Consider the following 18,712-nt stretch of genomic DNA (forward strand, 5'->3'; position numbering starts at 1 on the left):
TCACCTGCGTCATCGTAGATCACGGCACCGGGGCCGAGCACGGTCGGAGCCGGGGGACGGGCGCTAACCGAACGCGCCGGAGCGGGCGCGCTGCACCGCGGACTCCGACGCCAGCTCCGGCCGCGCAGCCGGGTTGGTCAGGTAGTAGCCGACCAGGTGGTAGACGAGCGTGGGGTCCACGGCGAGGAACTTCCCCGGGATGTCGAGCATCGGCACCAGCCCGTTCCCGTCCGCACGCCTGACCTTCGGCAGCCGGTCCTGCCGCCACAGCCGGGTGATCTGGCGCCGTTGCCAGGGGGCGTCCTCCTCGGCCACGACCACGATCCTGGGGCAGTCGGTGTATTTCGGGATCACCGTGCGGAGGTCCGACCATCGCAGGAACGATTCGAAGGTCCAGCCACGCTGGTAGATGCCCTCCGGGGTGAGCCGCAGGTAGCCCCTGGCCAACCGGCCGGTGGCCATCAGAGCGGGCAGCGAGGCGAAGATCAGCACCACGGCACCGAACACGACGGCCGCGCCACCGAAGCCGTCTGTGGTCACCGAGTCCACCGTCGCCAGCACGAACACCAGCGCGATCGCGCCGAACAACAGCCCGTAGCCGGCATGCAGCCGGGACGAGTACGGGATCTCCAGCGCGCTCCGGTGGTTCCTGACCACCTCGGTCGAGGTGTGCTTGCGCAACCTCGTCTCGTAGCCCACCCACAGGATCAGCGCGCCGAGCACGGCGAAGGCGAGCGCGTACCTGCCCATGCCGGGGCGGTCGTGCTGGAAGCCGTAGATCGAGATGGCCACCGGTGCCATGACGAGCACGATGGCCCCGAACGCGAAGGCGAGGACGACCTGCACCGGGGTGGAACGTGCCCATTCCGATGGCTGCCGCAGGTGGTCAGAAGACGGCATCCCAGGCGTCCTTCACCCCACCCGCGACCGCGCCCGCGGCGTCGCCGACGCCGTCCGCGATCGCCTTGCCGGTGTCCACGACCGCCTGCCCACCGTCCTCGATGGCCTGCCCGACCTCTCCGATGCCGTTCTCATACAGGGAGTCGACCATGCCGGAGGTGAACACGCCCACTCCGGCCCCCACCACGGCGCCGACTGCGGTGCCGACCGGGCCGCCGATGACGGTGCCGACGGCGGCACCCGCGGCGACCGAGGCGCCGAATCCGACGCCGCCGGAGACCACGGCCTGGTCCACCGGCTTGCCGTTGGCGATGTCGTAGGCGATGCCGCCGATGGCGAGTGCCCCACCGAGCTTGAGCCCGGTGAGCTTGGCCTTGCTGGTGGCCTTGGCCGCGTCGTCGGTGAGCGCGCCGGCCGCCCTGGTGCTCGCCTGGGCGCGGTCGACCTGGGCGTAGAAGTTCTTGTGGTCGAGCACGACGTCGCCGAACGCCTTGACATGCCTGGTGGCCTGGGCCGCGTCGTCCAGGTAGTGCTGGGCGCCCTTGAGCAGGAACGAGCTGTACTTCGCGCCCGCGGCAGCGGCGATGGTGTCGCCCGCGACCGCGCCGACGGTCAGCCACGGCTTCGGGCCCTGGCTGTTGGCTTCCTTCGCGATGCCCTCGACGGCCCCTTTCCACCTGGTGCGCACGTCCTTCGCATCGGCCTTGGCCTTCTCGTAGGCCGCCACCTGCTTGGCATGGGCGTTCTGCGCGTCGACGGCGTCGCCGTGCGCCTGCAGCGCCTGCGGGGTGGCGGCATCGCCGGTGGGCTTCGGGCCGGGGGCCGCGGGGGCCGGACCGGGATCGGCGATCACCTCGCCGTTCACCGCCAGCCCGGCCGAGGACGCCTGGGTGCGGATGTTCTCCATGTCCGACTGGGCCCGCTTGAGGTCGGCGGCGATGTCGTCGAACTTCTGCGCCATGGTCTTGGCGGTGCCCGCGAACTCGTCGGTCGTCCTGGCACCCTGGGTCATCCGGTCCCGGAAGGCCTCGGCGGCCGTGCCCCGCCAGCCCGCGTCGGCGCTGTTGCGGGCCCGGTAGATCTGGCTCGCGGTGTCGGTGACCGTGCTGGCCAGTGAGTCCCGGACCCAGGTTGCCGCCGAGGTGATGCTGCCGGGGTCGCCTTCGATCTTCGTGTCGATGGGCATCTCACTCGCCCCCGGAAGCGGTGACCGTCTCGTGTGCCTGGTCCTCGGTCTCCGCGTACGCCCGGCCGCCTTCGGCCACCGTGTCACCGGCGGCCTGGGTGCCGATGACCAGCTGGCCCGCGCTGTCGGTCAGCTTGGCGAGGATGGCCGCCAGCGCGGCGCTGGCATCACCCGCGTCCGGTGTGTCCGGGACGCTGTTGCCCAGCCCGTCCAGCTTGTCCGCTGCGTTGCGCAGGGTGCTGGCGATGCCGTCGAGCACCCCGGGGTCCGCGTGGTAACCGCCGTCAGGCATCGCTCGCCCCCTCGGCTCCGTGCCGGTGCTCCGGCGGAATGATCACGTCGAGCAGTACCAGCTCGAACGGCTGCACCTGCTGGATGTTGTCCAGCTGCGCCGTCGGCACCACCATCCACGGCTGCTGGTCACCACAGCAGTACTTCAGCCGGTCGAGTGCGGAGTAGGCCATCAGGGCCATCCGGCCGTCCCGGGTGCGGCGCAGCTCGACCACGGCCTCGGACGGGTCGCTGGCGTGCGCGGCGCATGGCAGATAGACGACCGGCGGGAACTCCGGCGGGATCGGTTTGACGTTGTCCTGGTCGACGGCGGTGTCGTTCACGGTTGCGCCACCCTCGTAGGCGTCAAGGTCAACAGTGTCGACGCACCGAAGTGTCACCCGGTTCCACGAATGGAGCAACCCCCGAGGGTCAGCCGGTGGGGTCCTCGGCGATCACCCAGTACTCGGTGAACCCCTCGGGTCCGGAACGCAGCAGGTCGTGCCCGCGGAACTCGCAGGCCGAGCCCTGGTGGACGCCGCGGGCCAGCCAGCGGGCCGCGGTCAGGTCACCCTGCGTGATCGGGCCGACCTCGACCTCGAACCGCAGCTCTTCGAACATCTCCCTGCCCTGCCGGATCACCGCGGCCAGCTCGTCCGGCCCGTGCACCAGCCCGGGACGCCCCGGCCAGTTGCCGACGAAGTCCGGTGACACCACCCCGCGCGCCAGCGTCTCCAGCCGGTCCGGCTCACCGTTCCACAGCTCGTGCAGCCAGCGGTCGTAGCTCACTGTTGCCATAGCCAGAACTCGATTCCCTGGTTGTCGACGCAGTCCGCGGTGCGCCCGTAGGGCTGCTGCCCGACCTCGCGCACCTGCCCGCCCTGGGCGCCGACCCGCTCCACGGCGGCGTCCAGGTCGTCCACCGCGTACATCATCTTCCAGCCGGGGTAGGGCTGCCCGCCCCACATCCCGGCGTCCGGCAGCCCGGAACCCTCGATCCGCCAGGCCCGGTCCACGCGCCCGGCGCTGAACTGCCAGCCGAGTACCGCACCGTAGAAAGCCTTGGCCGCCTCGTCGTCCGGGACGGTGAAGGTGAAGTACCCGGCGTTGCCGTGCCGCGGGGCGGCCACCCCTGCCGAAGACCGCTGCGGTGCCTGCACCACCAGCCAGCGCTGCCGGAACGGGTCCACGATCGTGCCCTTGCGCCCGTGCTCGTCGCTGGTCACCTCGCGCTGCACGGTGGCGCCGAGCTGCACGGCCCTGGCCACGGCGGCGTCCGCGTCCGGCACCTCCACCCGGATCGCCGCGCCCCCGCCGGATGACTCGAAATGCCCGATCTCCGGGAACTCCTCGGCCAGCATCAGCACGGAGTCCCCGATGGCCAGTTCGGCGTGCCCGATCCGGCCGTCGTCCATCACGATCGGGTCGGCCCTGCGGGTGGCGCCGAAGGCCTGTTCGTAGAACTCCAGCGCCCGCCGGGCGTCGGAAACGGCCAGGTAGGCGCCGAGCGAGTGGTAGTCGGCCAGGGCCGGGCTCTGGGTGCTCTCGGTGGTGGTCATCTCTGCTCCATCGGCTGGCGGGTCCAGGATCGCGCGGCGTAGCGACAGACGCAGCGCGTCGGCGAACCGGGGGTCCGGGTCGACCGGCTGGTACGGGTCACGGAGGGCGTCCAGCGGATCAGACGGTTCGGTCATCACGGCCCTCCTTCCCCTGGTAGACGGCACGGAACGCGGCGCGGGCGCGGACCAGCAGCGCCTCGGTGGCGTGCACGGTGCGGCCGAGGTGTTCGGCGACCTCGGGCACGCCGAGGCCGTCCAGGTAACGCAGGGTGAGTGCGGCCCGGTGGTGCGCGCCCAGCTCGGCCAGGGTCTGCCGGGCCAGCATGGCGTCCAGTTCGGCGTCCCACGGGTCGGCCGGCTCCGGTTCGGACTCGTGCACCAGCCGCAGCCCGCGTTCCTCGCGTTCGCGGCGGCGCCAGTGGTCGGCCAGCTTGTGCCGCGCCACCCCGATCAGCCACGGGATGCTGACCGGGGCCGCCCCGGGTTCGCGGGCCGCGCGCACCGCGCCGAGGAAGGTCTCCGAGGTCAGCTCCTCGGCCAGCGTGCGGTTGCCGCAACGGGACAGCAGGTAGCCATAGACCTCCGGCAGCGCCGCGTCGTAGAGGTCGAGCAGCGCGAAAGCCGGGTCCGGTCGCACCCGAGGTTCCGTCACACCCTCATCGTCGTCCGGGGGCCGGGTTCTCCGACGGGTGATCCCGGGATTTTTTCGGCGGCCAGGTCATCCGGATGGTGACCAGGTGCACCCGATCGGAATCCAGCAGCCGGTACACGCTCACCACCCAGGTCCCGCGGCGCGGCCGGACCCGCTGGAAGTAGTCCACCGCACAGGCACAGGTGTAGCGGGCCAGCCAGGCCTCCCGCCGGTCCTTGTGGTGCTCGAGGCAGAACCCCATGTCGTCCACCCGCTCGGTGTAGACGTGCTCGCGGTAGCCCCTGGCGCGTTCGTGCCGGTACTCGATCTCGTGCGGATATCCCGGGTCGGGCATGGGGGGATGGTTGGAGTCGAGACCAGCTGTCGAGATCTCGACTGTCGCCGCTCCGACTTACGATTCGTGATCACGCGGTACCGAGGGGTGATAGTCGATGGGCGTGCCGAGGAAGCCGAACCACGCGCGGCGCCAGCTCGGCCGGACCCTGCGCAAGCTGCGCGAGCGGGCCCGGATGAGCCAGGACGAGGTCGCCAGGGAGATGCACTTCTCCAAGGCGAAGGTGAGCAGGCTGGAGCTGGGGCAGCTGCCGAACCGCTACGAGCTGATGGCCCTGCTGGACCTCTACGGCGTGATCGTCTCGGACTACACCCCGTATCTGGAAATGCTGGAACGTGCCCAGGAACGCGGCTGGTGGCATATCTACGGCCTGGACGACCGAGGTTATGTGCCGCTGGAGGACGAGGCCTGCCTGGTGCGCGAGTTCCAGCTCGGCTATATCCCCGGACTCCTGCAGACCGAGGCATATATGCGAGCGGGCTTCAACGATCTCCGTGAACAGGAGCGGGCCGACAACGACGTGGCGGTCCGGCTGCACCGGCAGCGGCGGCTGACCGAGGAGCCCACCCTGCGCCTGCACGCGATCCTGGATGAGACCGTGCTGCGCAGGCCGGTGCTGCCGCCAGCGGAACAACGTGCCCAGCTGGAGCACCTGATCGCGGTGACCGCGCTGCCCACGGTGACCGTGCAGGTGATCCCGCTGGCGTTCGGTGCGCACAACGGCCGGTCCGGCACATTCGTCATCCTGAGCTACCCGGACCCGAAGGACCCGGACATCGCCTACCTTGAGCACGGCTTCGGGGCCTGGCAAACGGAGAAGGAGTCGCAGGTCCGCGCTGCTAGGCTGGCCTTCGAGCACCTCGCCGACCTGGCGCTGGACGAGCCGGACTCGATCGCGCTGATCCGGCGGGTGATCGCCGAGACCTGAGCCGGGAGGGCACCGTGGAGTGGCGCACGAGTAGCTACAGCGCGACCGATGGTCACAACAGCAACTGCGTCGAGGTGGCGTTCCGCGGTGTGGCTGTGGCGGTGCGGGACTCGAAGTCGCCGGATACCGGCACGCTGAGCTTCCCGGCCGCGGCCTGGCGGGCGTTCCTGGCCGCCGGTCAGCGCGGCAGCCGGTAGGCGCGGCGCAGCGCGAACTCGAACAGGCGTTGCGGCAGCAGGGTCTTCAGCCGCGGCACCCAGCAGGCCCCGCGCCCGGCGCCGTACCGCCCGCGCGGTGACCTGCTCGCCGCGATCCGCCGGATCAGCTCCGCCACCTTGCCAGGGTCCTCGCCGCGCCGCAGTGCGCGGTGCAGGGTGTGGTGGGCGCTCTCCCGCGGGCCGTCGTAGTCCGCGATCCGGCTCTCGACCGCGGGTGCGGCGGCCAGCACCCCGGTGCGGAACGCGCCCGGCTCGACCAGGGAGACCGCGATCCCCAGATGCCACACCTCCTGGCGCAGCGCCTCGGTGTAGCGGGCCAGCGCGGCCTTGCTCGCCGCGTAGAAGCCCTCGCCCGGCTCGCCGACCCACGCCGCCAGCGAACCGACGTTGACGATCCGGCCCGCCCGGCGGGCGCGCATCCCGGGCAGCACGGCGTTGGTGACCCGTACCGTGCCGAGGAAGTTGGCCTCCAGCACCTCCTGCGCCTGGGCGGGGGTGACCTCCTCCGCGAACCCCTCGCACATCACCCCGGCGTTGTTCACCAGCACGTCGATCCGGCCGACTCTCTCGACGCAGCGGCGAACCGACTCCGCGGACCGGACGTCCAGCTCCAGCATCTCCACCCCGTCCCCGGCCGGGCGCGGGTGGCGGGAGGTGCCGAACACCCTGGCGCCGTGCTCGGCGAAGGCCAGTGCGGTGGCCCGGCCGATCCCGGAGGAGGCTCCGGTGACCAGCACGGTGATCGGCATGGGTTACTCCCGTCCTTGCGGTCAGCCGCCGCGCGGCGCGTACATGATGATCGCCATCCCGGCCAGGCAGACCAGGGCACCGATGATGTCGAAGCGGTCCGGGCGGTAGCCGTCGGCGACCATCCCCCAGGCGATCGAACCGGCGACGAAGATGCCCCCGTAGGCGGCGAGGATGCGGCCGAAGTGGGCGTCCGGCTGGAAGGTGGCGACCACCCCGTACAGGCCCAGCGCGATCATTCCGGCGCCGATCCAGATCCAGCCCCGGTGCTCGCGGATGCCCTGCCAGACCAGCCAGGCGCCGCCGATCTCCAGTACCGCGGCGACCAGGAACAGCGCGATGGATCGAAGGACGAGCATGGGAGCCGGATCCTATCCGCCAAGCTCCGCGTACCGGCGCAGGTACGCGCGGCATTCGACAATGCCGAGATCCGGCACTGGCACCGGCGGCGATTCGATTCCACCGCAGAGGCCGCGGAGTGGATCGAGGGCTGGCCCGCACAGTGGGTGGCCGAGACGGGGCCAGCTGGGCGATCACCGATGACGCGTTGGTGGGCCAGGTCGGGCTGCGGAACATCGACCTGGCGACCGGCTGTGCCGCCCTGTCCTACTGGGTGGTTCCTGCCGCGCGGGGCGGCAAGGTCGCCACCCGCGCGGTGCGGGCGCTCACCGGGTGGTGCTTCGGGGAGCTCGGCCTGCGGCGTCTGGAGATACCGCATTCCGCCGAAAACGAGGCGTCCTTGCCGGGTGGCAACCGCACTCGGCTTCCCGCTGGAGGGGATCCCGCGGGGCGCGCTGCCGCACCAGGACGGCTGGCACGACATGCACCTGCACGCGAGGGTAACGGGTGCCCCGGCCGGAGAGCCGACCTGAATTCGTCGGGGTGGGCGGCTATCGTGTCGAGTATGACCGCAGCGGCCGGAAACCCGTTCGAGGAGTCTCCGGTGCCCGACCTGCCTCCGGAGACAACACCTACCGCCATCCGCGACGCCCTGATCGACGAGGAGCGCGCACAGTTCGAGGTGGCCTACCGGGAGGCGCTGGCTGAGGCCGCCGAAACACTGGATCTGACCCGGGTACTGGATGTGCTGCGCAACTACCATCGCATTGCCTGGCTGACCCAGCGGCAAGGTCCGGACGCCCACCGGCGCATGCTGGACAAGGCCGCGCACATCGTGCGTACCGGTAACAACCCGGGCGCACGGTCGTTCGAAGACATGCGCGCGGTGATCGACAGACGTCTCGGCAGCTAGGTGTACCGAATCGTTCCGGACGACCAGGCGGTCGACCAGGTCGAAGCCCTACCCGACGACGCCCTGCCGGCCTTTGCCGAAGCTCTGGCCGTACTCGAACTGACACCGGGCAACGGTCGCCCCTACAACGCCGAGCTTCCGGACGGTCCGATGCGCGAGCTGGTATTCGGCCAGGATGCACAGGGCACGGTCACCTACCTGGTACTTGAGGAACAGCGGGAGGTGCACATCCTGCTCGTCCAATGGCTCGGGTAAAGGGCTCGGGTAGGGAACTGTCGCCCCACCTCGCTCGAACGCGTTAGGTTCGATGGCGTGACGAGCACGCACCAGCACACCTGCACGCTGTGCGAGGCGACCTGCGGGATCACGGTCACGGTGGACGGCGACCGGGTCACCGGCATCCGCGGCGACGAGCACGATCCCTTCTCCCGCGGCTACATCTGCCCCAAGGCCACCGCGCTCGCCGATGTGCACCACGACCCGGACCGGCTGCGCCACCCGCTGATCAAGCAGGGCGATGGCTGGCGCGAGGCGAGCTGGGAAGAGGCATTCGACCTGGTGGCGCGGCGGCTGAAGGAGATCCGGCGCGCACATGGCAAGGACGCCGTGGCCACCCACCTCGGCAACCCTGGTGCGCATAACCTCGGCATCCTGCTGTACGGACTGCCGTTCCTGCGCGGGCTGGGCAGCCGCAACGCCTACTCCAGCCACTCGGTGGACGGGCTGCCGCATCTGCTCGCCGCCCAGCAGCTGTTCGGCCACCAGCTGCTCATCCCGGTACCCGACCTGGACCGCACCGACCTGCTGATCTGCCTGGGGGCCAACCCGGCGGTCTCGCACGGCAGCTTCCTGACCGCGCCGAACATCAAGGCCCGGCTGAAGGGGATCCGGGAACGCGGTGGCCGGGTGGTGCTGATCGACCCCCGGCGGACCGAGAGCGCCGCGCACGCCAGCGAGCACCTGTTCATCCGGCCCGGTACCGACGCGATCCTGCTGCTGGCCATGATGCGGGTGCTGTTCGCCGAGGATCTGGTGCGTCCCGGCAGGCTGGCGGCCCGGCTGGACGGCATCGCCGAGCTGCGCGCGGCCGCCGAGGACTATCCCCCGGAGGTCGCCGCCGAGGTCACCGGCGTCCCCGCCGAGCGCATCCGCGAGCTGGCCCGCGAGCTGGCGCGCACCCCGCGGGCGGTGGTCTACGGCCGGATCGGGGTGACCACCCAGGAGTTCGGCGGCCTGGCGGCCTGGCTGCTGGTGGTGCTGAACGCGCTCACCGGGCATCTGGACGAACCCGGCGGCTCGATGTTCGGCACCCCCGCGGTGGACCTGATCGGCCTGGCCAAACCCGGTAGCTTCGGCACCTTCCGCAGCCGGGTGCGCGGGCTGCCCGAGTTCGGCGGGGAGCTACCGGTGGCCGCGCTGGCCGAGGAGATCGACACTCCGGGCGCGGGGCGGGTGCGCGCGCTGCTCACCGTCGCGGGCAACCCGGTGCTGTCCGCGCCGAACGGCGCCCGGCTGGACGAGGCACTGCCGAAGCTGGACTTCATGGTCGCGATCGACTTCTACCTGAACGAGACCACCCGGCACGCCGACGTGATCCTGCCGCCGACCGCGCACCTCGAGCGTTCGCACTACGAGCTGGCGCTGGCCGCGCTGTCCGTGCGGAATGTGGCCAAGTACGCCCCGCCGATCTTCCGGCGCGGCCGGGACCAGCGGCACGACTGGGAGATCTGCCTCGAGCTGGCCAGCCGCATCCTCGGCGGCGGTAAGCTGCTGCGCCTGCTCGGCCGGGGCGGGCCGGAGGCCATGCTGGCGCTCGGGCTGCGCGCGGGCCCATACGGCCTGCGCCGCGGGCTGGGTGGCCTTTCCCTGCGGAAGCTGCGCGGGTGGCCGCACGGCGTGGACCTCGGCCCGCTGCGCCGGATGCTGCCAGGGCGCCTGCCAGGCAAGGGCGGGCGGATCGACCTCGCCCCGCGTACCTATCTTGACGACCTGCCGCGGTTGCGGGAACGGCTTGCCGCCGCGCGGCAGACCGACGAGCTGGTGCTGATCGGCAGGCGGCAGCTGCGCAGCAACAACTCCTGGATGCACAACAGCAGGCGGCTGGTGAAGGGCAAACCCCGGTGCACCCTGCTGGTGCATCCGGAGGACGCGCGCAGCCGGGGGCTCGCCGAGGGTGACCTGGCCACGCTGTCCTCGGCGGTCGGCGAGATCACGGTGCCGGTCGAGCTCACCGACTCGGTGATGCGCGGGGTGGTCAGCCTGCCGCACGGCTGGGGGCACGGCCGGGAGGGCACCCGGCTGCGGGTGGCCGCCGAGCACGCCGGGGTCAGCGTCAACGACGTCACCGACGACGCCTTCGTGGACGGGCTGACCGGCACCGCCGCCTTCTCCGGGGTCCGGGTACGGCTGCGCGCCGGTACCGACTCCCGGCGGTAGCGGGCAGCGGACCGGGATACCGCACGCGTCGTAACGGAAGAGTCGCCTGGCGACGGATACGCGTGGCGGCGTTCGAAGGGTAACTTTCAGGGGTGTTCCCTGGCAGACGGCAGCTCGGCGACGTGCTCCGCACGCTCGTGCTGGCGGGCTTCGTGCTCGGTGCCACCACCATGGCCGCCCGGCAGCAGCCGGACGCGCGGGCGCTGGACCTGGTCGGGTACGGCTGGCTGGTGGCCACCGCGCTGCCGCTGCTGGCCTGCCGCCGGTACCCGTTGCTGGCGTTCGCGGTCAGTTCGGTGCTCGCGCTGACCTACTACTGGTCCGGTTATCCCGGTGGCCCCGCGATCGTGCTGCCTGGGGCCGCGCTGTTCGTGCTGACCAGGGTGCGCGGTCCGGCCACCGCCAGCATCGCGGGCGCTGCCCTGCTGGTCGCCCTGTACCTGGTGCACGCGGGCAGCAGCGGGGACTGGCTGCCACCGCTGCCCGCGGCCGGGCTGGTCGCCGGGGTCGCCGCGGTGGTCGGGATCGGCACCGCGCTGCGGCACCGCAGGGCCGCCCAGCGAGCCACCCGCGAGCAGCAGGCCGAGCATGCGCAGCGGCTCGCCGAGCAGGACCGGTTGCGGGTCGCCCGCGAGGTGCACGATGTGGTCGCGCACAGCCTCGCGATGATCAACGTGCAGGCCGGAGTGGCCGCGCATGTCGCCGACCGCAGGCCGGAGGAGGCCCGTAAGGCGTTGCAGCACATCAAGGAGGCGAGTGCGGAGGCACTGACCGACCTGCGCGCCACGCTGGAGGTGCTGCGCGGCGGCGACCGCAAGGAGGGAACGGCCGAACCCTCGGCCAGCCTGCGGCATATCGCCGAACTGATCGACCACGCGCAGGCCGTCGGGATCGATGTCTACGTGCGCGGCGAGCCGGGGGAGCTGCCACCGGACGTGGACGGCGCGGCCTACCGCATCCTGCAGGAGTCGCTGACCAACGTGATCCGGCACGCCAACCAGCCCAGCTCGGTCACCGTCCAGTTCGGACGCCGGGACGGGTCGCTGGAGATGGTGGTGCGGGACGACGGGATGGGTGCCACCGCGCCCCGGCAGGGTAACGGGCTGCGCGGGATGCGGGAGCGCTCCGAGGCGCTTGGTGGGCGGTTCACCGCGAGCGCGACCGTGGAGGGTGGCTTCGAGGTGCGCGCAGTGCTCCCGGTTCCGGCGACCGGATCCTGAATTCACTGCCAATCCGGCCGGAATTCGGCGAGAATGGGGTGATGCGTCTTTCTCGGGAGACGGCTGGGGCATCTGTGACAACTACCGAAACACCGGCGCGGCGCCCGTGCACCCGGGTGCTGCTGCTGGCCGGGCTGGTGCTGCGGCGAAGGGCGGACCGGGCATGAGCCCGCTGATCTCCGCGCATCGCGGCGGCGGCGAGGAGGCACCGGCCGCCACCCTGGACGCCTACAAGAAGTCGGTGGAGACCGGGGCGGAGTACGTGGAGTTCGACGTGCGCCGCACCCGGCACGGGGAACTGGTGATCTTCCACGACGAGCGGGTCGGCCGCGGGCCGCGGGTGGACTCGATCGGCTACCGCGAGCTGTGCGAACGCGCCGGTTACCACGTGCCGGAGCTGGGCGAGGTGCTGGAACTGATCGCCGGGGATGCCGCCGGTCACCTCGATCTGAAGGAGACCGGCTACGAGCACGAGGTGCTGGGTCTCGCGGTGGAGGTGCTCGGCGCGGACGGGTTCGTGGTCACCTCACTGGAGGACGTCTCGATCGCCCGGATCAAGCGCGAGCATCCGGGGGTGCGCACGGCGCTGTCGCTTGGCAGGCAGCTCGGTGGCCACGGCTGGCACCGGCAGCTGGGGCTGCGGCACGGGGAACTGTTCCCGTTGCGCAGGATCCGCGCCTGCGGGGCAGACTGGGTCGCGGTCCAGCACCTGCTGGCCCGGCTCACCGTGCTTGGGCTGTGTGCCCGGCACGGGATCGGGACGATGGTGTGGACGGTGAACGACGACCGGGGGATCGGCAGGCTGCTCGCCGACCCGCGGGTGGACGTCCTGGTGACCGACCGGCCGCGGCGCGCGGTCGAGCTACGGGAGATGGCGGCATGATCTCGGTAGTCCTTGCCGACGACCAGGCGCTGGTGCGTGCCGGTTTCCGGGTGCTGCTGGAGACCGAGGAGGGTTTCCAGGTGTGCGGGGAGGCCGCGGACGGGGAGCAGGCGGTCGCGCTGGCCCGGCGGCACCGGCCGGACATCGTGGTGATGGACGTGCGGATGCCAGGAACCGACGGGATCGAGGCGACACGGCGGATCACCGGCGACCCCGAGCTGGCTGAGGTCAAGGTGCTGGTGCTGACCACCTTCGACGTGGACGAGTACGTCTACGAGGCGCTGCGCGCGGGGGCCAGCGGGTTCCTGCTCAAGGACACCGACCCGGTGGAGCTGCTGCGTGCCCTGCGGGTGGTGGCCGCGGGGGAGGCGCTGCTGGCGCCGACGGTCACCCGCAGGCTGATCGCCGAGTTCGTGGACCGCCCGGAGAACCGCCGGGTGCACACCGGGGCGGTGCGGGAGGTCACCGAACGGGAGCGGGAGGTGCTGGCCCTGGTGGCTGGCGGGCTTTCCAACGAGGAGATCGCGGGCCAGCTGGTGATCTCCACCGCGACCGCCCGCACCCACGTCAGCCGGATCATGACCAAGGTCGGGGCGCGGGACCGGGCGCAGCTGGTGGTGCTCGCCTACGAGTCCGGGCTGGTCCGGCCCCGCGACCTCTAGCGGTCAGCCGACGACGGCGGGCTCCCCGCACTCGTCGTCCTCGTCCGTGTGGTGCTGTTCCGGCGCCGCTGCCTGGCTGCCCTTGCGCAGCAGCGCGGCCACCGCGACGGTGACCCCGGTCAACAACACCGCCAGCACGATCGTGGTCAGCGTCATCCCGTGCACGAAGGCGTCCCTGGTCACCGCGAGCAACCGCGCCCCGAGCCCGGAAGGCAGGTCGGCCGCGGCGGCCACCGCGCCGCCGAGGGTGTCCCGCGCGGCATCGGCCACCCCGGCCGGCAGGCCCGCGGGCAGGGCGTCCCCGGCCAGCCTGCCCTGGTAGACGGCGGCCCCGATGCTGCCCGCGATCGCCACCCCGAGTGCGATGCCCAGCTCGTTGCCGGTCTCCGCGGTCCCGGATGCGGTGCCTGCCCGCTCGGCGGGTGCGCTGCCGATGATTAGGTCGTAGGTGAGCACCATCGTGGGGTTCAGGCTGAGGTTGAGCAGGATGAACCCGGTCAGCGCCAGCCCGGCCCCGGAGGAACCGGCCCCGGCGATGATCCCGAGACCGGCCACGGCCAGCAGCATGGCGGCGACGATCAGCCGCGGCGGGCTGATCCGCTGGGCCAGCGAGGGGACCAGCAGGCTGGCGAGCACCCCGGCCACCATCGCCGGGATGGTCCACAGTCCCGCGGCCAGCGGGGAGAACCCGAGCACCAGTTGCAGGTACTGCATGAGGAAGAACTGCATGGCGGCCAGCACGAACAGCGAGGTGGTCTGCGCCCCGATGGAGGCGTTGAACGAGCGGTTGCCGAACAGGGCCAGGTCCAGCAGCGGGTTGCTCAGCCCGCGCTGCCGCCGCAGGAACACCCAGCCGACCAGCGCCCCGGCGGCAAGGGACAGCAGCGCGGTCGCCGAGGGCCCGCCCTTGGCGAGTTCCTTCACCCCGTAGACGATCGGCAGGATCGAGGCCATCGCCAGTGCGATGCTGGCCAGGTCCACCCGGCCGGCGGCGGCCGTGCGGTACTCCGGCAGCACGACCGGGCCGAGGCCGATCAGCAGCAGCATCACCGGCACCGCGGGCAGGAAGACCGAGCCCCACCAGAATGCCTCCAGCAGGACGCCGCTGACCAGCGGCCCGATCGCCCCGCCGAGCATGAAGCTGGTCGACCACACCGCGATCGCGCGCCTGCGTTGCGTCCCGTCCCGGAACATGTTGCTGATCAGCGCCAGGGTGGATGGCAGCAGGGTGGCCCCGGTGACGCCGAGCAGGGCCCGGCCCGCGATCAGCAGTTCGGCGCTGCCGGCGAAGGCGGTGAGCATGGAGGCCGCGCCGAACGCGGCCCCGCCGATCATGAGCAGCCTGCGCCTGCCGATCCGGTCGCCGAGCGTGCCCATCACCACCAGCAGCCCGGCGATCAGGAAGCCGTAGATGTCCACGATCCACAGCATCTGGGTGCTGGTCGGTTGCAGGTCGGCGCTGAGTTTCGGCACCGCGAGGTGCAGTGCGGTGAAATCCATGGCGATGACCAGCGCGGGCAGGGTGAGCACGACCAGCCCCACCCACTCGCGCAGCCCCGCCTTCGGCGTGGTTTCGGACATTGGCTCCAGCCTCCCGTGCAGATCCCGGTACTGATCACGAGGCTAGAAGTTGAAGTTGTGTTGAGGTCAACGCTCGGGTCTGTGAGCGCGGCCTCAGCGATGGCGCAGGTCCCGGACCAGCCGCACCACGAAGACCACCGCGAGCACGGCGACGATGGCGATCTCCAGCAGCATGCCGCCTCCTCTCCCCGGTGATGCTGCTCCCGGCCTTCCCGGTGTGGTGGGAGGGTGCCCCGCGACGCGGCCGATCTCACCCGTACGAGGGGCAGATGGTCACCCGGTTGACAGAAACACCTGCGCATGCTGTCGTGTAAACATACCGGTCGGTTTACTTCGTGGGAGGCGAGACATGCGTGCGGTACTGCTCACCGGGTTCGGCGGGCCGGAGCGGCTGGTGTACCGGGAGGACGTGCCGGACCCGCGGGCGGCGGCCGGTGAGGTGCGGGTGCGGGTCGGCGCCGCCGGGCTGAACAACACCGACCTCTGGACCAGGCAGGGTGCCTACGGTTCGGCCGGGGACCCGTCCGCGACCACCGGCTGGCGCCGCGAACCGTTGCGTTTCCCGCGGATCCAGGGTGCCGATGTGGCCGGCCGGATCGACCAGGTCGGCCCGGGAGTCACCGCGGACCGGATCGGCCAGCGGGTGCTGGTGGACCCGATGCTCTACCACGGTGGCGAGCGGGAACTGGTGACCACCGACTACCTCGGCAGCGAGCGCGACGGCGGGTTCGCCGAGCTGGTCACGGTGCCAGCCGAGCTGGCGCATCCGGTGCGCAGCCCGCTGTCGGACGCCGAACTGGCCACCTTCCCCACCGCGTACACCACCGCGTTGCGGATGCTGGGCAGGGCAGGTCTTGCCGAGGGGGAGACCGTGGTGGTCACCGGGGCCTCCGGCGGGGTCGGCTCGGCGCTGGTCCAGCTCGCGCGTGCCCGGGGCGCCAGGGTGGTGGCGGTGGCCGGTGCTGGCAAGCACAAGGCGGTACGCGAGCTGGGCGCGGAGGCGGTGGTGGACCGGGCGGCGCCCGACCTGGCCGCCGCGCTGGCCGATGCGCTGGGCGGGCGCGAGGCCGAGGTGGTCGCCGATGTGGTGGCCGGACCCTCGTTCTCGGCGCTGCTCGGCGTGCTAGCCCCGCTCGGCCGCTACGTGGTCGCTGGCGGGATCGCGGGTCCCGTCGTGCAGACCGACCTGCGCACGGTGTACCTGCGGCAGCTCCAGCTGATCGGCTCCTCCTTCGGCACCCACGCCGACTTCGCCCGGCTGCTCGCGCATATCGAGGCCGGCGAGCTGCGCCCGCTGCTGGCGGGCAGCTACCCGCTGGCCGAGCTGGCCACGGCACAGGCGGAGTTCGAGCGGAAGAACTTCTTCGGCAAGCTGGTCGTGCTGCCCGGCGAACACCGGACCGGCGCCTGAACCGGCGCGAACCGGGACCGCGCCCGCTCAGGCACCGGCGAGATTCGCCGCGGCCCACGCCTTCCGCGGGTCGAGGTCGAGCGGGCGCGGCGCCGGATCCGGACGCATCCGTTGCAGCAGCACCTGCTGCACCAGCGTGCTCTGCTGCCCGCCCGCGGCCACCTGGCGCCAGAACACGTGGTCCTCCAGCCCGTCCAGCAGCGGATCCTCGGTCCAGCCGCCCACCGCGTCCAGCACCGAGCGGTGCACGAGGTACCCGCTGCCGAGGTAGGGCAGCCGGTCCAGCCTGCGCCGCTCCGGCGGCAGCGCCCCGACCAGGCCTGCCACCGGATCGGCCACCGGGCAGTGTGCCACCCCTTCCTCCGGCCCGTGTTGCAGCAACCGCTCCAGCAGGTGCTTTGCGGCCCGCATCCCCGCGTCCAGCACCAGCAACCGTGGCGCGGTGGAGGCTTCGGCCAGGGCGTTGCGGGCGTAGCCACGGCCGAGGGGCAGTTCGTGCCGCAGCATCCGGTAGGGCCGCGACACCTGGTGCGGTACGACCCCGTCCTCGGCGACGAGGATCTGCCCCGGCAGCACGGTCCCGCACAGCAGGTCCCGTACCAGCTCGTCCGGATCGGGCTCGCCCGGCCTGCGCACCACCAGCACGTCGGCGTCCACCCTCTGCACCTCAGGGAACAGCTCGGCACCGCTGGACTCGACCCAGCAACGGCCGGAGGTACGCCGGGCCGCGACCGTGCGCTGGGCCAGCCGGACCGCCTCAGCCGTGCTCATGGGGTGCACCGGCGCTTCCGGTTCGGGCAGCGTGGGCTCCCCGCCGAACCGGACGTCCACCGAGGGGGTGTCGATCGCCAGCGCCTGCGCGGGTGAGCGCAGGGCCCCGGCCAGCCTGCGCGCCTCGGTCAGATCCGGCGGCGGCGACTGCGGGCCGGTCAGCAGCGAGCTCGCCAAGGCGGTGAGCATGCGGGCGGAACCGGGCAGGTCGAGGCCGCGCACGAACTCGTAGGCTGCGGCGCGCAGCTGGCGTTCCCGCTCCGGTTGCGCACACAGCGCAGCGACGGCGCTGCCCAGCGACTCGGGCCTACTCACCACCAGGTGGCGACCTGGGACAAGCGGTTCGAGATTGAGGCATGGCTCGGTCACCACCACACACCCGTTGGACATGGCCTCCAGCGTGCGCACCCATTCCAGGGTTCTGGCCTGCTCCCGGTGCACGTTCAGCAGGAACCGGGACCGGGCGAGGTGGGCCAGCTTCTCCGTGCCGGGAAGGAAGTCGGGCCGCTTGGCCGTCATCATCTCGTGCGGCGGGGTGAGCAGCCGGACCCGCAGGTCCTGCAGGTCCGGCCAGTACGAGCCGAGCAGCAAGGACCGGCGTCGCTGTGCGGTGCCAAGGTAGGTGACGTCGATGTCCCGGACGGCGTCCAGGTCGCCACCCCAGCTGTCCCAGCGAGGGCTGTAGCCGAGCTGGAAGTACTCCGCCTGGATACCCCGGCGACCCAGTTCGGCGGTCGCCTCCCGGTTGATGTCCACGGCCGCGGCCAGGCTGCGCACCAGCGCGGCGTTGCGTTCGAAGGTGTCGGTTCCGGGGTTCTCGACGCAGAAGCCGATCGTGCGCCGGCACAGGTCCGCGGCAGGCAGTTGCTCGTCCGGGGTGACCACGAAGTACTCGTGCGGCACCACCACGTAGACGGTGTTCGGCCCGGGCTCGGGGAAGCGCCCGGTGGCCGTGCGTGCCTGGCCGCCGACCGCGCGGACGGCGTCGGCGACGACCTCGAGGAGCTCCGCCATGAAGGCCGAACCCCCCTCCGCCGAGACCAGGCAGAGATCGGCTTCGCGGCTCATGGCTCGACTCCTTCTCGCTGCGCTCCACGGCCCACTGGCCGGACCTGCCATGCTCGCGAGGCGTCGTCTTCGCGGATCACGGCCTCTGCGTCCTCCTGCGGACCGCGCGCAGCGGCGCGGTGACGCGCCAGCTGACCGTTTGCCGGGTTGCCTCCAGCTCCCTGGCGATCTCGGCGGCCCGCCGCTCGGCGGCCACCGAACGGCCCCGGTCGGCCTCGACCTCGGCCGCCGGGCCGCTTCCGGCGACCTCACCCGCGGCCAGTGCGAGTTCGGCGTCCAGCAGCCGGAGCCGGATCTCGTCCCGCTCCTTGCGACAGTTGGCGAGTTCGGCGCGCAGGCTGTCCCGCTCGGACCGGACGGTGGCCACATCCGATTCCACCGCTCGCAGCCGCGCCGCCAGCTCCCCGGCTTCCTGCTCGGCCCGTTCCGCTTGCTGGCGCAGCTCGTGGGCGCGCTGTTCGCCTTTCCGCAACTCCTCGTGGTCCGCACGGGCTATCCGGAGCTGCTCCTCGGTCTCGGCGAGCAGGTTCTTCAACCGGTCCTGCTCGGCGACGAACGTTTCTCGCTCGGCCCGCAGGCGCGTGAGTTCCGCGCGCACACGTCCCGGCAGTTCGGTCAGGTCCTCGAGCACAGT

23 protein-coding genes and 1 pseudogene are annotated in these 18,712 nt (G+C 71.7%); 11 read left to right on the forward strand and 13 right to left on the reverse strand.

Translation table 11 applies throughout. The features are described from left to right. Positions 1 to 63 precede the first annotated feature (63 nt). From KOI47_RS00585 to KOI47_RS00620, 8 genes are all read right to left on the reverse strand, one after another. Entirely contained in the window at positions 64 to 900 is an 837-nt protein-coding gene (locus KOI47_RS00585) for a hypothetical protein (protein ID WP_216212596.1), read from the reverse strand. Next, positions 887 to 2,086, reverse strand: a complete 1,200-nt coding sequence (locus tag KOI47_RS00590; RefSeq protein WP_216212599.1) for a WXG100 family type VII secretion target — start codon at positions 2,084 to 2,086, stop codon at positions 887 to 889. The genes KOI47_RS00585 and KOI47_RS00590 overlap by 14 nt, the downstream gene beginning before the upstream one ends. Position 2,087: 1 nt before the next feature. Beyond that, a complete protein-coding gene (locus KOI47_RS00595; protein WP_216212602.1) occupies positions 2,088 to 2,378 on the reverse strand; it encodes a hypothetical protein in 291 nt (96 codons plus the stop codon). Continuing rightward, positions 2,371 to 2,700: an SAV_915 family protein gene (locus tag KOI47_RS00600; RefSeq protein ID WP_232376460.1), complete on the reverse strand. Its 330-nt coding sequence runs from the start codon at positions 2,698 to 2,700 to the stop codon at positions 2,371 to 2,373. Before KOI47_RS00600 ends, KOI47_RS00595 begins: the two co-directional genes overlap by 8 nt. An 88-nt stretch (positions 2,701 to 2,788) precedes the next feature. After that, entirely contained in the window at positions 2,789 to 3,154 is a 366-nt protein-coding gene (locus KOI47_RS00605; protein WP_216212605.1) for a nuclear transport factor 2 family protein, read from the reverse strand. Further along, complete coding sequence (locus tag KOI47_RS00610; protein WP_216212608.1) at positions 3,142 to 4,050, reverse strand: VOC family protein; 909 nt, start codon at positions 4,048 to 4,050, stop codon at positions 3,142 to 3,144. Before KOI47_RS00610 ends, KOI47_RS00605 begins: the two co-directional genes overlap by 13 nt. Continuing rightward, positions 4,034 to 4,567, reverse strand: coding sequence for an RNA polymerase sigma factor (locus KOI47_RS00615; protein ID WP_216212611.1), 534 nt, complete (start codon positions 4,565 to 4,567; stop codon positions 4,034 to 4,036). The genes KOI47_RS00610 and KOI47_RS00615 overlap by 17 nt, the downstream gene beginning before the upstream one ends. A 4-nt stretch (positions 4,568 to 4,571) precedes the next feature. Next, positions 4,572 to 4,901 (reverse strand): hypothetical protein, encoded by a 330-nt coding sequence (locus tag KOI47_RS00620; RefSeq protein ID WP_216212617.1) that lies wholly within the window; start codon positions 4,899 to 4,901, stop codon positions 4,572 to 4,574. A gap of 97 nt (positions 4,902 to 4,998) precedes the next feature. Between KOI47_RS00620 and KOI47_RS00625 the strand changes: the two genes are divergently transcribed. Both KOI47_RS00625 and KOI47_RS00630 read left to right on the forward strand, forming a co-directional pair. Further along, a complete protein-coding gene (locus KOI47_RS00625) occupies positions 4,999 to 5,829 on the forward strand; it encodes a helix-turn-helix domain-containing protein (RefSeq protein ID WP_216212619.1) in 831 nt (276 codons plus the stop codon). Between the two features lie 14 nt (positions 5,830 to 5,843). Beyond that, positions 5,844 to 6,026 (forward strand): DUF397 domain-containing protein, encoded by a 183-nt coding sequence (locus tag KOI47_RS00630; protein ID WP_216212621.1) that lies wholly within the window; start codon positions 5,844 to 5,846, stop codon positions 6,024 to 6,026. Here the strand turns inward: KOI47_RS00630 and KOI47_RS00635 are convergent. Continuing rightward, the gene (locus KOI47_RS00635) at positions 6,008 to 6,796 is read right to left on the reverse strand and encodes an SDR family NAD(P)-dependent oxidoreductase (protein WP_216212623.1); all 789 of its coding nucleotides are present in this window, start codon (positions 6,794 to 6,796) and stop codon (positions 6,008 to 6,010) included. The genes KOI47_RS00630 and KOI47_RS00635 overlap by 19 nt on opposite strands. A 21-nt stretch (positions 6,797 to 6,817) precedes the next feature. Further along, on the reverse strand, positions 6,818 to 7,153 hold the full coding sequence (locus KOI47_RS00640; protein WP_216212625.1) for a YnfA family protein: 336 nt from the start codon (positions 7,151 to 7,153) through the stop codon (positions 6,818 to 6,820). Between the two features lie 143 nt (positions 7,154 to 7,296). Between KOI47_RS00640 and KOI47_RS36325 the strand changes: the two are divergent. From KOI47_RS36325 to KOI47_RS00670, 8 genes and pseudogenes are all read left to right on the forward strand, one after another. Then, positions 7,297 to 7,521: pseudogene (locus KOI47_RS36325) on the forward strand (GNAT family N-acetyltransferase); the annotation flags it as partial. A 19-nt stretch (positions 7,522 to 7,540) separates the two neighbouring features. Continuing rightward, on the forward strand, positions 7,541 to 7,666 hold the full coding sequence (locus KOI47_RS36090; RefSeq protein ID WP_269756688.1) for a hypothetical protein: 126 nt from the start codon (positions 7,541 to 7,543) through the stop codon (positions 7,664 to 7,666). A gap of 32 nt (positions 7,667 to 7,698) precedes the next feature. Continuing rightward, the gene (locus KOI47_RS35345; protein ID WP_232376461.1) at positions 7,699 to 8,046 is read left to right on the forward strand and encodes a DUF6247 family protein; all 348 of its coding nucleotides are present in this window, start codon (positions 7,699 to 7,701) and stop codon (positions 8,044 to 8,046) included. Further along, positions 8,047 to 8,301, forward strand: a complete 255-nt coding sequence (locus KOI47_RS00650) for a hypothetical protein (RefSeq protein WP_216212631.1) — start codon at positions 8,047 to 8,049, stop codon at positions 8,299 to 8,301. Between the two features lie 57 nt (positions 8,302 to 8,358). Next, complete coding sequence (locus tag KOI47_RS00655) at positions 8,359 to 10,482, forward strand: molybdopterin oxidoreductase family protein (protein ID WP_216212633.1); 2,124 nt, start codon at positions 8,359 to 8,361, stop codon at positions 10,480 to 10,482. 170 nt (positions 10,483 to 10,652) lie between these two features. Beyond that, positions 10,653 to 11,702 (forward strand): sensor histidine kinase, encoded by a 1,050-nt coding sequence (locus tag KOI47_RS00660; protein WP_216216991.1) that lies wholly within the window; start codon positions 10,653 to 10,655, stop codon positions 11,700 to 11,702. 163 nt (positions 11,703 to 11,865) lie between these two features. After that, a complete protein-coding gene (locus tag KOI47_RS00665; protein WP_216212638.1) occupies positions 11,866 to 12,585 on the forward strand; it encodes a glycerophosphodiester phosphodiesterase family protein in 720 nt (239 codons plus the stop codon). Further along, complete coding sequence (locus KOI47_RS00670) at positions 12,582 to 13,247, forward strand: response regulator (protein ID WP_216212641.1); 666 nt, start codon at positions 12,582 to 12,584, stop codon at positions 13,245 to 13,247. The genes KOI47_RS00665 and KOI47_RS00670 overlap by 4 nt, the downstream gene beginning before the upstream one ends. Before the next feature lie 3 nt (positions 13,248 to 13,250). Here the strand turns inward: KOI47_RS00670 and KOI47_RS00675 are convergent, their stop codons facing one another. Beyond that, the gene (locus KOI47_RS00675) at positions 13,251 to 14,828 is read right to left on the reverse strand and encodes an MFS transporter (RefSeq protein WP_216212644.1); all 1,578 of its coding nucleotides are present in this window, start codon (positions 14,826 to 14,828) and stop codon (positions 13,251 to 13,253) included. A 349-nt stretch (positions 14,829 to 15,177) separates the two neighbouring features. Here KOI47_RS00675 and KOI47_RS00680 point away from each other — a divergent pair, with 349 nt between their 5' ends. Beyond that, complete coding sequence (locus KOI47_RS00680; RefSeq protein WP_216212646.1) at positions 15,178 to 16,239, forward strand: alcohol dehydrogenase family protein; 1,062 nt, start codon at positions 15,178 to 15,180, stop codon at positions 16,237 to 16,239. A 27-nt stretch (positions 16,240 to 16,266) separates the two neighbouring features. On the opposite strand, the gene KOI47_RS00685 is transcribed toward KOI47_RS00680, so the two are convergent. Together KOI47_RS00685 and KOI47_RS00690 are read right to left on the reverse strand one after the other, a co-directional pair. Next, on the reverse strand, positions 16,267 to 18,078 hold the full coding sequence (locus KOI47_RS00685) for a glycosyltransferase family protein (RefSeq protein WP_216212649.1): 1,812 nt from the start codon (positions 18,076 to 18,078) through the stop codon (positions 16,267 to 16,269). Between the two features lie 76 nt (positions 18,079 to 18,154). Then, positions 18,155 to 18,709, reverse strand: coding sequence for a hypothetical protein (locus KOI47_RS00690; protein ID WP_216212652.1), 555 nt, complete (start codon positions 18,707 to 18,709; stop codon positions 18,155 to 18,157). Between the last annotated feature and the right edge of the window lie 3 nt (positions 18,710 to 18,712).

It is taken from the genome of Amycolatopsis aidingensis (genome assembly GCF_018885265.1).
GTDB lineage: Bacteria > Actinomycetota > Actinomycetes > Mycobacteriales > Pseudonocardiaceae > Amycolatopsis > Amycolatopsis aidingensis.